Source organism: Streptomyces griseochromogenes, assembly GCF_001542625.1.
In the GTDB taxonomy this organism is placed as follows: domain Bacteria; phylum Actinomycetota; class Actinomycetes; order Streptomycetales; family Streptomycetaceae; genus Streptomyces; species Streptomyces griseochromogenes.
This window is the reverse complement of the sequence record NZ_CP016279.1, coordinates 7,797,243-7,810,718: the sequence shown is the minus strand read 5'-3', so window position 1 is coordinate 7,810,718 and position 13,476 is coordinate 7,797,243. Positions and strand designations below refer to the sequence as shown.

Here is a 13,476-nt window from a genome sequence, read left to right as displayed (position 1 = left end):
CGACAGGCCCCGGAGTCCGTGCCCGAATGAGGCAGGAGGACCCGGGAAGTGTTCACCGGAATCGTCGAAGAGCTGGGTGAGGTCACCGCCGTCGAGAACCTCGGCGACGCGTCCCGTTTCCGGCTCCGCGGCCCCGTCGTGACCGAGGGCGCCCAGCACGGCGACTCCATCGCCGTCAACGGAGTCTGTCTCACCGTCGTGGACCACGAGGGCGACGAGTTCACCGCGGACGTCATGGCCGAGACGCTGAAGCGTTCCAGCCTCGGCGTGCTCACCGTCGGCTCCCGCGTCAACCTGGAGCGCCCCACCGCCGTGGGCGCGCGCCTCGGCGGGCACATCGTGCAGGGACACGTCGACGGCACCGGGCAGGTCCTGGCGCGCACGCCCTCCGAGAACTGGGAGATCGTCAAGATCTCGCTGCCCGCGGACCTCGCCCGCTACGTCGTCGAGAAGGGCTCCGTCACCGTCGACGGCATCAGCCTCACCGTCGTCGAGGCCGGCCCGGACTTCTTCACGGTCAGCCTCATCCCGACCACCCTCGACCTGACCACGCTCGGCCACAAGCAGCCCGGCGACCCGGTCAACCTCGAGGTCGACGTCATCGCCAAGTACGTGGAGCGGCTGCTCGCGGCCGGTCAGGGGGCCGGCAAGTGAACTGGCTGAACTCCGAGGCGTTCACGCTCTTCGGCCAGCACATCCTGTGGTCGGACATGATCGGCAACATCTTCGGCCTCGCCGCCCTCGCCCTCGGCTGGCAGCGCTCCCTGTGGACCTGGCCGGTGCAGTTCGTCTCCGGCCTGATCCTCTTCGCCGCCTTCGTCGACCACCTGACCGGCAGCGCGGGCAAGCAGGTCGTCGTCATGGCCGTCGCCGCCTACGGCTTCTGGCAGTGGAACCGCGGCAGGGGCAAGGCCACGGACGGCCACATCGCCCCCCGGTTCGCCACCTGGACCGAGCGCGGCGCCATGGTCGCCGCGGCCGCCGTCGGCACGGTCGCCGTGGCACTGCTCTTCAAGGCCTACCCGTCCCTGTCCTGGGACCCCTGGCCGGACGCGTACATCTTCGTCGGCACCATCGTCGCCATGTACGCCCAGGCCAAGGGCATGGTCGAGTTCTGGTTCGCCTGGCTGCTCGTCGACTTCGTCGGCGTACCCCTCAACTTCGCCAACGGCTACGCCTTCTCCGGTTTCGTCTACGTCATCTACGGCGCACTCGTCCTGTGGGGCATGCGCGACTGGTGGCTGCGCTCCCGCAAGAGCCCGCAGCCCGTTCTGGAAGGAGCGCCGGCATGACCTCGGCATCCCTGCTCCATCGCACCGACAGCTTCGAGGACTTCAGGCTCGACCCCGTCGAACAGGCCATCGCCGACATCGCGGCCGGCCGCCCGGTCGTGGTCGTCGACGACGAGGACCGGGAGAACGAGGGCGACCTCGTCGTCGCCGCCGAGAAGGCGACCCCCGAGATCGTCGCCTTCATGATGAGCGAGTGCCGGGGCCTGATCTGCGCCCCCATGGAGGGTGACGAGCTGGACCGGCTGCGGCTGCCGCAGATGGTCGAGGACAACACCGAGTCGATGAAGACGGCGTTCACCGTCTCCGTGGACGCCTCCGCCGCGCACGGCGTGAGCACCGGTATCTCGGCCTCCGACCGCTCCACCACGCTCCGGCTGCTGGCGGGCGGCACGGCCGAGGCCGGCGACTTCGTCCGCCCCGGCCACATCTTCCCGCTGCGCGCCAGGCCCGGCGGTGTCCTGGTGCGCAACGGCCACACCGAGGCCGCCGTCGACCTCGCCCGGCTCGCGGGCCTGCGCCCGGCCGGCGCCATCGTGGAGATCGCCGGCGAGGACGGCCGCATGCTGCGCCTGCCCGAACTGATCCCGTTCGCCCGCAAGCACGGCCTCACGATCATCTCCATCGAGGACCTGATCGCCTACCGCCGCAGCAGCGAGCCCACCGTCCGCCGCGAGGCCGAGACCCGCCTGCCCACGGCGCACGGCGTCTTCACCGCCTACGGCTACCGGTCCACCGTCGACGGCGTCGAGCACGTCGCCCTCGTCCACGGCGAGATCGGCGACGGCGAGGACGTCCTGGTCCGCGTCCACTCCGAGTGCCTCACCGGCGACGTCTTCGCCTCCCTGCGCTGCGACTGCGGTCCCCAGCTGGACACCGCTCTCGGGCGCATCCAGGAGGAGGGCCGGGGAATCGTCGTCTACCTGCGCGGACATGAGGGACGCGGCATCGGACTGCTGTCCAAGCTGCGCGCCTACGAGCTTCAGGAACAGGGCCGCGACACCCTGGACGCCAACCTCGAACTCGGCCTGCCCGCCGACGCCCGCGACTACGGCGCGGGCGCCCGGATCCTCGCCGACCTCGGTGTCCGCAGCGTCCGCCTGATGACCAACAACCCCGACAAGACCGACGCGCTGTTGCGCCACGGCCTGAAGGTCACCGGCCGCGAGCCGATGCCGATCCAGGCCGGCGAGCACAACCTGCGCTACCTGCGCACCAAGCGTGACCGGATGGGGCACGACCTGCCCTGGCTGGACACGCCTGCCGGCGCGGCCTCCGCGGCCGCCTGCGGCAACCAGTAAGCGAAGAGCACTTAGGTAGGAGAGACGTGAGCGGCAAGGGTGCACCGGAACTGTCCGTACGCAACGTGAGCGATCTCAGGGTCGCCGTCATCGCGGCGCAGTGGCACGAGAAGGTGATGGACGGTCTGGTGAACGGCGCCCTGCGCGCCCTGCACGAACTGGGGATCGACGAGCCGACCCTGATCCGGGTCCCCGGCAGCTTCGAGCTGCCGGTCGCCGCCAAGGCCCTGGCCGGACGCGGCTACGACGCGGTGGTCGCCCTCGGTGTCGTCATCCGCGGCGGTACCCCCCACTTCGACTACGTGTGCCAGGGCGTCACCCTGGGCCTCACCCAGGTCTCCGTGGAGACCGGTGTGCCCGTCGGCTTCGGCGTGCTCACCTGCGACACCGAGGAGCAGGCCCTGGACCGGGCCGGGCTGGAAGGCTCCAACGAGGACAAGGGGCACGAGGCGGTGACGGCGGCGGTGGCGACGGCGGCCACGCTCCGCTCAGTATCTGAACCCTGGCACTGAGGTATCACCCGGAGCGCGTAGGGTGGGGCCCACCATGTCCAAGAAGACGTTCGAGCAGCTCTTCACCGAGCTGCAGCACAAGGCCGCCCACGGCGATCCCGCCACCTCCCGCACCGCAGAGCTGGTCGGCAAGGGTGTCCATGCCATCGGCAAGAAGGTCGTCGAGGAGGCCGCGGAGGTCTGGATGGCCGCCGAGTACGAGGGCAAGGAGGCGGCCGCCGAGGAGATCTCGCAGCTGCTGTACCACGTCCAGGTGATGATGGTCGCCCGAGGGATCTCCCTGGACGACGTCTACGCCCACCTGTGAACCCCACCTGCTCCACCACCACATCCACCGAACGCGAAGGAAGCCGACCTCATGCTGCGCATCGCCGTCCCCAACAAGGGTTCCCTGTCCGGCCCTGCGGCGGAGATGCTGCATGAGGCCGGCTACCGGCAGCGCCGCGAGTCCAAGGAACTGCGGATCGTCGACCCGGTGAACGAGGTCGAGTTCTTCTACCTCCGCCCGCGCGACATCGCCATCTACGTCTCCTCCGGCCGACTCGACATCGGCATCACCGGCCGTGACCTCCTTGTCGACTCCGGAGCCGACGCCGAGGAGATCCTGCCGCTCGGCTTCGCCCGCTCCACCTTCCACTTCGCCGCCAAGCCGGGCACCGCACACGGCGTCGAGGACCTCAAGGGCAAGACGGTCGCCACCTCCTACGAGGGCATCGTCGCCGGGCACCTCACCGAGAGCGGCATCGACGCCTCCGTCGTCCACCTCGACGGCGCCGTCGAGACCGCGATCGAGCTGGGCGTCGCCGAGGTCATCGCCGACGTGGTCGAGACCGGCACCTCGCTGCGCAACGCGGGCCTGGAGGTCTTCGGCGAGCCGATCATGAAGTCCGAGGCCGTTGTCATCCGCCGTGTGGGCGCGGACGCCGACGAGGCTGCGGAGCCCAAGGTCCAGCAGTTCCTGCGCCGCCTGCAGGGCGTCCTGGTCGCGCGGACGTACGTGATGATGGACTACGACTGCCGGGTCGAGCAGCTGGAGAAGGCCGTCGCCCTGACCCCGGGTCTGGAGTCGCCGACCGTCTCACCGCTGCACAACGAGGGCTGGGTCGCCGTCCGCGCCATGGTCCCGGCCAAGGAGGCCCAGCGGATCATGGACGACCTCTACGAGATCGGGGCCAGGGCCATCCTCACCACGGCCATCCACGCCTGCCGTCTGTGAGGGGCCGTACGACCGTGTCCGACAAGTACGCTCCGCCGACCCTGCCCGTCACCTTCCGGCCGGGACACACCCGAGCCGTCCTGCTCACCGCCGGTGTCGCCATATTCCTGGTGATATCCGGCATCGCGATGCTGCTGGAGCAGCTCGGCCCGGGGGATCGGCTCACCTTCGTCATCACCGGGGCGCTCATCTTCTGGGTGCTCGCCCAGCTCGCCCGGGTGAAGGTCGTCGCCGACGAGTCCGGCGTCACCGTCGTGAACATCGTCACCAGGCGGCGCCTGGCGTGGGAGGAGATCCTCCAGGTGAACCTCCGTCCGGGCGACCCCTGGGTGTTTCTCAACCTCAGCGACGGCACCAGCCTGCCCGCGCTCGGCATCCAGCCGGGCATCGCCAAGCAGCGCGCCATAGCCGACGCACAGGCCCTCCGGGCGCTCGCCGAGGCCCACTCGGCGGCCCCCGAGGCGCAAGATCAGGGCTGACTCGGGGGCGTCCACCCTGCCGCACACGCCCCAGTCTTGATTAATCTGGTGGCGGAGGCGTTTTCGTTTGCGCCTCCGCCCCTGTCGTACCACGCCCGGTGCACAGGGGTTCCTGCTACCCGAGGAGTGACCCCCTCCGGCGATGGACGGATCGTCCTGTAGTACCTGCGCCGCCCCCTCCCGACATAGCGCGGACCCGGTCCGCGTCCTTGCGGAGGCGGTGGCACCATGAACCTCCCCCTGTTGCTCCTCGGAGCCGCGTTCCTGCTGATTCTCGCCAACGGTTTCTTCGTGGCGGCGGAGTTCGGCCTGGTGACGGTCGAGCGCCCGGACGCCGAGAAGGCCGCCGCCGAGGGTGACCGACGTGCCGGTTCGGTCGTCGAATCACTGAAGGAACTCTCCTTCCAGCTCTCCGGCACCCAGCTCGGCATCACCATCACCTCCCTCGTCGTCGGCATGCTCGCCGAGCCGGCGCTGGCCGAGCTGCTGCGCGGTCCGTTCGGCGCGCTCGGCATCCCGGACGGCGCTGCCTCCGGTGTCGCCGTGGTCGTCGGCATGCTGCTCGCCTCCGCGATCCAGATGGTGATCGGCGAACTCGTGCCCAAGAACTGGGCGGTCTCCAAGCCCCTGCAGGTCGCCCGGTTCGTGGCCGGCCCGCAGCACCACTTCTCCCGCCTGTTCCGCCCGGTGATCTCCGTGCTCAACACGGTCGCCAACCGGCTGGTGCGCGCGCTCGGCGTCGAGCCTGCCGAGGAGCTGGCCTCCGCCCGCACCCCGGGCGAACTGGTGTCCCTCGCCCGTCACTCGGCCCGGGCCGGCGCCCTGGAACAGGACACGGCCGACCTGTTCGTGCGCACCCTGTCCCTGGGCGACCTGACCGCGCAGCACGTCATGACCCCGCGCGTGAAGGTCAGCGCCCTCCAGGACTCGGCGACCGCCGAGGACGTGGTCAACCTCACCCGGGCCACCGGCCTGTCCCGCTTCCCCGTCTACCGGGAGAAGATCGACGAAATCGTCGGCATGGCCCACCTCAAGGACGCGCTCGCGGTCCCCTCGTACGACCGGCTGCGCACCCCGGTCGGCCACATCGCCCGCAAGGCGCTGCTGGTCCCCGAGACCCTGCCGGTCCAGCCTCTGCTCGCCCGGCTGCGCAGCGAGCAGCCCATCGCGGTCGTCGTCGACGAGTACGGCGGCACGGCAGGCGTGGTCACGCTGGAGGACATCGTCGAGGAACTCGTCGGCGAGGTCCGTGACGAGCACGACGGGCAGGACGTGCCCGAACTGGCCTCCGCCCCGCCCGAGGACGGCAGGCCCGCCTGGGACGTGGACGGCAGCTGCCGTGTCGACATCCTGCAGCGCATAGGCCTCGACGTGCCCGAGGGGCCGTACGAGACCGTCGCCGGCCTGGTCGCCGATCTGCTCGGCCGTATCCCGGCCCCCGGCGACCGTGCGGAACTGCCCGGCTGGCGGCTGTCCGTCCGCCAGGTCGGCCACTACCGCGCCGAACGGGTCCGCCTGGTCAGGACGGCCCCGGCGGCCGGCGTCATGGAGGCCGTCCGATGAGCGTCCTCCAACTGGTCTTCGCGGCGCTGCTGGTGCTCGCCAACGGCTTCTTCGTCGGCGCCGAGTTCGCGCTCGTCTCCGTCCGCCGCAGCCAGATCGAACCGCTCGGCACCGCCCGGGCCCGCCAGGTGCTCTACGGCCTGGAGCGGCTGCCGCAGATGATGGCCGCCGCGCAGTTCGGCATCACCGTCTGCTCGCTGACGCTCGGCGCGGTGGCCGAGCCGACCGTCGCCCACCTGCTGGAGCCGGTGTTCGAGGCGGTCCGCCTCCCGGACGGCGTGATCCACCCGCTGGGCTATGTGATCGCGCTCGCCGGCGTGGTCTTCTTCCATCTGGTGATCGGCGAGATGGTCCCGAAGAACCTCGCGATGGCGGCCCCGGAGAAGGCCGCGCTGTGGCTCAGCCCCGGCCTTGTCTACTTCGCCCGGCTGTGCAAGCCGATCACCGTGGCCCTGGGCGCCTGCGCCCAGGCCATCCTGCGGCTCTTCCGCGTCGAGCCCAAGGACGAGGTCGAGGCGGTCGTCACCAGCGAGCAGCTGAACCGGCTGCTGGAGGACTCCGGCCAGGCGGGCCTGCTCGACCCCGAGGAGCGGGAGCGGCTGGAGGACGCGCTGGAACTGGGCTCCCGCCCGGTGACGGACGTCCTGCTGCGACGCGAGTCCCTGGTGACGGTGGCTCCGTCGGTCACTCCGGGGGAGATCGTCCGGCTGACCGCGCGTACGGGGTACTCCCGCTTCCCGGTGGCGGCCGCCACGGGCGCCTTCATGGGATATGTCCACGTCAAGGACGTCCTGGACCTGGAGGACTCCCAGCGCGCCGTTCCCCAGCACGTGTGGCGGCCGATGACGACCCTTCGCGCGGAGCTCCCGCTGGACGACGCGCTGACGGTCATGCGCCGAGCCGCCACCCATCTGGCCCAGGTCGCGGATGCGAGCGGCAAGGTACTGGGTCTGGTCGCCCTGGAGGACGTACTGGAACTCCTGGTCGGCGAGGTACGCGATCCGGCGCACAGGCAGACACCGCCGCAGGTCCTGCAGCCCAGGTCGACCGGAGAGCCGGAGGGCGCGATGGCGTAGGCGGGGCGCCCGTCGCCCACCCGCGGGCGCGTGGGGGTTGCTCGCGCAGTTCCCCGCGCCCCCTCAGGGCGCTCGTAGCCGCGGCGGCCGCGCCGACGCGGGAAAGCGGCCCCACCCCCGCCCAGCCGCAGCCCACGGGACTACGTGGCCGACGGATCCTGCGGCCCCCGCCCGGACAGCACTTCCCCGTACGCCTGCATCAGATCGGGCAGCCTCAACGTCGCCAGGTCCTGCCGGGACAGTGCCCCGGGATACCCCGACAACCGCAGATCCCGGTACGCGCAGCTCTTCTCGTACAGCGTCCGCAGAAAGCGCCCGTTCCCCAGCTCGTCGATCCACCCCTGATCCACCACATGCCCGGCGATCGACCGCAGCTCCTCCAGGGCCTCCCCGTCCCACAGGTCCCCGTTCTCCGCCGCCAGCACCTTGCCGATCTCGGTGAGTTCCAGCGGCCGGTAGGAGGGGAAGTCCACCCGCGTGGTGAACCGGGAGGAGAGCCCGGGGTTCGCGGCGAGCAGCCGGTCCATGCCCTCCGGATAGCCGGCCAGGATCACCACCAGGTGGTCCCGGTTGTCCTCGGCCCGCTTCAGCAGCACCTGCAGAGCCTCGTCGCCGTACGCGTCCCCCTTGCCGTACCCGGAGTTGGACAGCGAGTACGCCTCGTCCACGAACAGCACCCCGCCGATCGCGGAGTCGATCAGCTCGTTGGCCTTCACGGCCGTCTGGCCCAGATACTCGCCGACGAGATCCGCCCGCTGGGCTTCCACGAGGTGGTCGCCGCCGAGCAGCCCCAGCGCGTAGAAGACCCGGCCCAGGATCCGCGCGACCGTGGTCTTCCCGGTGCCCGAGGGGCCGGAGAAGACGAAGTGCCGTTTGGGCGGCTGCACCGGAAGGCCCTGCCCGGCCCGCAGCCTCGCCATGTTCAGCTGCGCGGACAACGCCTTGACCTGGCGCTTGACCGGTTCGAGACCCACCATCCGCTCCAGCTCGGCGAGCGCCTCCTCCAGCAACGCGGGATCGGTCGGGCCCGCCGGCAGGGGTGAGGACGGCGACGACGGCACACCGCTCTTCGCCCGTACGGCCGGATCGGAGACCGACGGGAGGGGCCCCGTCGGCAGGTCGGGCTCCGACAGCCGCAGATCCCGGCCCTCCGTGCCGAAGAGCGGATCGAGCGTGTCCGGCCCGTCCACCGTGTCCTGCCCGGCACCGGTCAGGGTGATCGACGCGAGGTCGGCCGAGTCGTCGTACCCGTCGCCCTCGGCGATCGCGGCGAGCCGGGCCGAGGTGTCCATGAAGGCCGGATCCACCCGGTGCACGGCCCGGTACAGCGGGAGCGCCGCGGCGCTGCGCCCCGTGCCCTCGTGCGCCCGCGCGAGCCAGTAGCGCAGCTCCTTGCGCTGCGGCTGCTCGCTGCGGCAGCGCATCAGGGCCGCCGAGAGAAGCGGCTCGGCCTGGCCGTACGTCTCCAGCCGGACCCGGGCCATGCCGCCGAACAGGCCTGCCTCGATGCCGAGCAGGGGATCGTCCAGCAGCGGATCGGTGTGCCGTACCAGCTGGTCCCAGTCCTTGACCAGATAGGCGCGGCAGGCGTGCAGGAAGCGCACCTGCGGATCGGTGTCCACCGGGGGCAGTCCGGCCAGTGCCCGGTCCAGCTCGGGGACGTGCCGGCCGTCCAGCCAGTGCGAGGCGTGGGCGAGCAACAGATCGCGCGGGCTCTCCAGGACCGGCTGTACCCACCAGCCCAGCCAGTACCAGGAGTTGAGGGTCCGGCGGTGCCGGGCGCGCTGCTCCCCGAAGCGGTCCCGGTGCCGGAACATCCTCAGCAGCGCGGTCGTCGTGTCGACCCGTAGCGCGTGCAGTCCGAGCCAGGCGTCCGCCATCCCCGGATCCATCCGTACCGCGGTGCGGAACTCCTCCTCCGCCTGCGGATAGGCACCCATCGTGTAGGCGTCCACACCTCGCAGCCAGGCGAGGTCGGCCGGGGCCTCGGGGCCCTGCGTGCCGAAGTCCATCACGTCCCCCACAGACCGTGCCCCCGTTGGTTCACCACCGGGCAGTCGCCCGACAGCCGCCGCGTTCGAACCGCCGTGCTGCGGAACGGAGTTGCAGGTGCGCGAGGCAGCCGCTCGAAGGTCGCACCGAGGGCATCGTACCCGCGGGACGACCGCCCGCCGAAGGGTGCCGCACGGGCCGTTTGACGAGGTGGGAGCAGACGGGGCGCACTCGGGCCGGTGACTGAGGGTGAGCGGATCGGTGCGCGGGGCGCCCGGGAAGCCGGCCGCGGGCAGAACGAAGCCCCCGATCACGGGGGAACAACCGGGGGCTTCGCGTTTGCGGGGCGGCTCTCCATGGCCGCACATTGAGAACGTAAGTCCTGTACGGCCCCCGGGTCAAGCGTCGCCGGGGCACTCAAAGAAGTTCCCCCGCAAGGGTCTTCACAGGTTCACCACACGGCGGACGATCCGTCACGGTGGGTCACCTCATGGTCCGGTCCAATGCTCCTCGCGGGTCCCGGGAGCACCTCGTACCCCTCCGGTGTCTGGAGTACCAGGAGATCGGCATGGGGGCGCGAAGGGTCGGCGGTGAAGTGCGCGCGCTCCGCCGCGACCCATCCGGCCCAGAACTCCCGCAGCTCCGCGCCGTCCCGGCGTTGTCCGCGCGCCCAGGACTCCTCGTGGGGCAACTCCATCCACAGCAGCCGCGCCAGATAGGGGCGCAGCGCCCGGCGTCCGGCGCCGACCCCCTCGATCACGACCACGGGAGCGGGCGGCAGCGGGCGCGGTGCGCCGAACGCGCGGGCGTGCCAGTCGTAGGGGGTGTAGTGCGCGGTCTCGCCGCGGGAGAGCGGTCCGATCACCTGGGTCAGCAGGCGCTGCGTCCAGTCGAAGAGCCGGTCGTGGCTGGCGATGTCGTCGAGGTGCAGCACCGGCGCCCCGTCCAGCGCCGCGGCCAGGCGCTGCGCGAAGGTGGACTTCCCGGAGCCGGCGTGCCCGTCGACGCCGATGAGCCGGACCGGCCCCAGGGAGGGGGGGAGCCCGCGCAGCCGGGCGGCGAGATCGTGAATGGCGATTCCTGAGGTGTGGTGCGGTGTGGGGTGTTTTCCGGAAACAGTCTAGTAGTGGCCCATAGTGACGGACCCGGCGGGCCGCGAAACGTCACTCCTTGAACCACTGGCTGACCGCCGGTCAATCAAACGGATTAACCGACCGAATCGGTTGACCGATATGTGAAACTCGGCGTTCCCGGTGCGCCGACCGGTGAGTAAGGTGCCTCCTGCGCAACTGCGATGCGTCGTAACGGGGACGGACAGGGGAACATGGCCGCGGAGTTATTCGAAGGGCACTATGTATGGCATCCGGCGGCCGACGACCGTGTCCTGGCGAGCGTATGCGTCGATGTGCGTGCCGGGCGTTATCTGAGCGCGTACGAAGCCCTCGCCGAGACCCGTTCCGACTTCGCCCTGCGTGCCCACCGCTCGCTGGTGCTGGCCTCCGAGGCGGCCGGCACGGACCTCGTCGAGCGATGGCTGGCCGAGGAGCCGACGCCGGAGGCCGCGCTGATGTGGGCCCGGGTGGCGGTGCAGCGGGCGGTCCGCGCCGCCGACGCGCGCGACGAACGCGCCGAGGCGCTGGAGCGGATCGCGCTGGCCGCCTGCGACCGGGCCGCCGCCATGGCCCCCGACGACCCCACCCCCTGGGTCGCGAAGCTCTCCATGGCCCGGCTGCACCGGCTGCGCGACCCTGCCCCGCAGGGGCTCCTCACCGCACCCCCCGGCCCCTGGCGGCTGTTCGCGCACGTCCTGTCCCTGGACCCCTGGCACCGCGAAGGGCACCACCGCTTCCTGTCGTGTTTCTTCACGCGCCACGGCGGCTCGGTCAACGCCGCCTGGGACGTGGCCGCCTTCCTCAGCCAGCGGGCGCCCGCCGACTCCACCCTCAGGCTGCTGCCGCTGGTGGCCCTGGTGGAGAGCTACAACCCCACCCAGCTGCTCGCCGACCGCGTCTGGGAACAGCCCCAGTGGCGCTCCACCGCCCTGGCGATCTACCAGAACTGGCTGCCCGCGGTGGCCGGTTACCGCTTCACTCCGGTGCTCGACCTGGCCTACCTCGCGCACGCGCTGGTCATGGGCCAGCGCGAGTTCGAGGCCCGGGCGGTCTTCGCGGCGATGGGCCCCTACGCCTCGCGCATGCCCTGGAGCGCCTTCGGCGACCCCGCCGAGCAGCTCTCCCGCGCCCGTCGGGCCTGCGGCCTGCCCGTGCCGGGAGCCGCCTGACCCCCCGAACCTGCTCTGCCCCCCACCAAGAGAAAGGTCGATCTGTGTCGGAACGGATATCGGCTCCACGGGCGAAGGCCCGCGGGGGAGAAGACCCGGCCGCGCTCGACGATGACGCGACCCTGCATGCGATGGGTTATCCGCGGAAACTCACCCGGCGCTTCCAGGCGTTCGACAATTTCGCGATCTCCTTCACCATCATCAATATCCTTTCGGGTATTTTCTCGTCCTTCGGATTCGGCATGAACGCGGGCGGACCCCGCATTCTCGTGTTCGGCTGGATCGGTGTTTCCATCATGGTGCTGTTCATCGCCGCGGCCATGGCGGAAGTCGCCTCCGCCTATCCGACGAGCGGTGCGCTGTATTTCTCCGCAGGAAAACTCGCCAAGCGGCACAAGGGTGCCTGGTCGTGGTTCACCGGCTGGCTGAACTTCGTGGGACAGATCGGCGGCACCGCGGCCACCGGCTACGCGGCCGCGACCTTCATCCAGGCGTTCATCCAACTGCAGTGGGCCTCGTACCGGCCCACCCCGCACCAGACGGTCCTGATCACGGCTCTGATCATCGTGTTGCAGGGCCTTGCCAACACCTACACCGTCCAACTGGTCGCCGTACTGAACCGAATTTCCGTGTGGTGGCTGCTGATCGGACTCGTGGTGATCGTGAGCACACTCATCGTGATGCCCGATCATCATCAGTCGGCGTCCTTCGTGACGCATTTCGAGAACAACACCGGCTTCACGAGCGGGCTTTACGGCGGCATGCTGGGCCTGCTGGTCACCAGCTGGACCTTCACCGGGTTCGACGGCAGCTTCCACATGTCCGAGGAAACGGTCCGCGCGACGGTCAACGCCCCGCGGGGGATCACGCGTGCCGTCGGCTATTCGGCGATCACCGGCCTGATCCTGATGCTTGCATTGGTCTACAGCATTAGCGACTACCACAAGGTGGTCGGCTCCCCCTTCGGGCCGCCCGTCCAGATTCTCATCGACGGCCTCGGCCTCGGCACCGCCAAGGTGATGCTGCTCATCGTCATCGGCGCGATGCTCTTCTGCGGTCTCGCCAACCTCACCAGCAACACCCGGCAGATCTTCGCCTTCTCCCGGGACGGCGCCATGCCCGGCTCCCGCTGGTGGCACTCGGTCTCGCTGCGCACCCGCACCCCGGTCAAGGCGGTCTGGCTGGCGGTGGCCTGCTCGCTCGCCCTGGTGCTGCCGGGCTGGTGGTCGAAGACGGCGTTCACCGCCATCGTCAGCGTCAACGTGGTCGGGCTCTTCCTCGCCTACGCCGTGCCGATCTTCCTGCGCCTGCGGCTCGGCGGCGAGTTCCAGGCCGGGCCCTGGCACCTGGGCCGCTGGGGCAGGCCGATCGGCTGGGTCGCGGTGATCTGGATCCTGCTCAGCAGCGTCCTGTTCATGCTGCCGCAGGCCTCGCCGATCACCGTCGACTCCTTCAACTACGCGCCGATCGCGCTGGCCGTCGTCCTGCTCGTGGCCACGGTCTGGTGGTTCGCCACGGCCCGCCGCCGCTTCCAGGGCCCGGTCAGCTACGGCGGTCCCGACGAGGTCGCCGCGATGGACCTCATCTGACCGCGCCCGCCGCCACGGCCCCGGCGCGGGACTCAGTGCCCCGCACCGGGGCCTTCGCGTATCCGCCCGCGCCGCTTTCAGAGGTTCGGACCAATATTCGTGTCGCGGCATGCGCCGAAGTGCTGGCAGGGCCATGCCGCCTGTTCCATAGTTGGCGCACAACCGAGCACCGGATCCG

At 70.5% G+C, this 13,476-nt stretch carries 13 protein-coding genes; 11 read left to right on the top strand and 2 right to left on the bottom strand.

Translation table 11 applies throughout. From position 1 onward, the window contains the following. Positions 1–48: 48 nt before the first annotated feature. The 9 genes from AVL59_RS33670 to AVL59_RS33630 all read left to right on the top strand — a co-directional run bounded on the left by AVL59_RS33670 (position 49) and on the right by AVL59_RS33630 (position 7,436). The gene (locus AVL59_RS33670; protein ID WP_067312299.1) at positions 49–654 is read left to right on the top strand and encodes a riboflavin synthase; all 606 of its coding nucleotides are present in this window, start codon (positions 49–51) and stop codon (positions 652–654) included. Then, complete coding sequence (locus tag AVL59_RS33665; RefSeq protein WP_067312296.1) at positions 651–1,292, top strand: nicotinamide mononucleotide transporter family protein; 642 nt, start codon at positions 651–653, stop codon at positions 1,290–1,292. Before AVL59_RS33670 ends, AVL59_RS33665 begins: the two co-directional genes overlap by 4 nt. Further along, positions 1,289–2,590: a bifunctional 3,4-dihydroxy-2-butanone-4-phosphate synthase/GTP cyclohydrolase II gene (locus AVL59_RS33660; RefSeq protein ID WP_067312294.1), complete on the top strand. Its 1,302-nt coding sequence runs from the start codon at positions 1,289–1,291 to the stop codon at positions 2,588–2,590. Before AVL59_RS33665 ends, AVL59_RS33660 begins: the two co-directional genes overlap by 4 nt. Before the next feature lie 26 nt (positions 2,591–2,616). Beyond that, on the top strand, positions 2,617–3,102 hold the full coding sequence (ribH, locus tag AVL59_RS33655; RefSeq protein ID WP_067312291.1) for a 6,7-dimethyl-8-ribityllumazine synthase: 486 nt from the start codon (positions 2,617–2,619) through the stop codon (positions 3,100–3,102). A 34-nt stretch (positions 3,103–3,136) separates the two neighbouring features. Next, positions 3,137–3,409, top strand: a complete 273-nt coding sequence (locus AVL59_RS33650) for a phosphoribosyl-ATP diphosphatase (protein WP_059248197.1) — start codon at positions 3,137–3,139, stop codon at positions 3,407–3,409. A gap of 51 nt (positions 3,410–3,460) precedes the next feature. Continuing rightward, positions 3,461–4,318, top strand: coding sequence for an ATP phosphoribosyltransferase (hisG, locus tag AVL59_RS33645; protein ID WP_067312288.1), 858 nt, complete (start codon positions 3,461–3,463; stop codon positions 4,316–4,318). Positions 4,319–4,332: 14 nt separating this feature from the next. Next, entirely contained in the window at positions 4,333–4,797 is a 465-nt protein-coding gene (locus AVL59_RS33640; RefSeq protein ID WP_067312286.1) for a PH domain-containing protein, read from the top strand. Between the two features lie 228 nt (positions 4,798–5,025). Then, the gene (locus tag AVL59_RS33635) at positions 5,026–6,360 is read left to right on the top strand and encodes a hemolysin family protein (protein WP_067312283.1); all 1,335 of its coding nucleotides are present in this window, start codon (positions 5,026–5,028) and stop codon (positions 6,358–6,360) included. Next, complete coding sequence (locus tag AVL59_RS33630; protein ID WP_067312281.1) at positions 6,357–7,436, top strand: hemolysin family protein; 1,080 nt, start codon at positions 6,357–6,359, stop codon at positions 7,434–7,436. Before AVL59_RS33635 ends, AVL59_RS33630 begins: the two co-directional genes overlap by 4 nt. 140 nt (positions 7,437–7,576) lie before the next feature. On the opposite strand, the gene AVL59_RS33625 is transcribed toward AVL59_RS33630, so the two are convergent. Together AVL59_RS33625 and AVL59_RS33620 are read right to left on the bottom strand one after the other, a co-directional pair. Continuing rightward, the gene (locus AVL59_RS33625; protein WP_067312278.1) at positions 7,577–9,448 is read right to left on the bottom strand and encodes an AAA family ATPase; all 1,872 of its coding nucleotides are present in this window, start codon (positions 9,446–9,448) and stop codon (positions 7,577–7,579) included. A 431-nt stretch (positions 9,449–9,879) separates the two neighbouring features. Then, the gene (locus tag AVL59_RS33620) at positions 9,880–10,500 is read right to left on the bottom strand and encodes a uridine kinase family protein (protein WP_079147143.1); all 621 of its coding nucleotides are present in this window, start codon (positions 10,498–10,500) and stop codon (positions 9,880–9,882) included. A 252-nt stretch (positions 10,501–10,752) separates the two neighbouring features. Between AVL59_RS33620 and AVL59_RS33615 the strand changes: the two genes are divergently transcribed. Next, positions 10,753–11,709 (top strand): hypothetical protein, encoded by a 957-nt coding sequence (locus AVL59_RS33615; protein ID WP_067312273.1) that lies wholly within the window; start codon positions 10,753–10,755, stop codon positions 11,707–11,709. Positions 11,710–11,753: 44 nt separating this feature from the next. Beyond that, positions 11,754–13,298 (top strand): amino acid permease, encoded by a 1,545-nt coding sequence (locus AVL59_RS33610; protein WP_079147142.1) that lies wholly within the window; start codon positions 11,754–11,756, stop codon positions 13,296–13,298. The last annotated feature ends 178 nt before the right edge of the window (positions 13,299–13,476 follow it).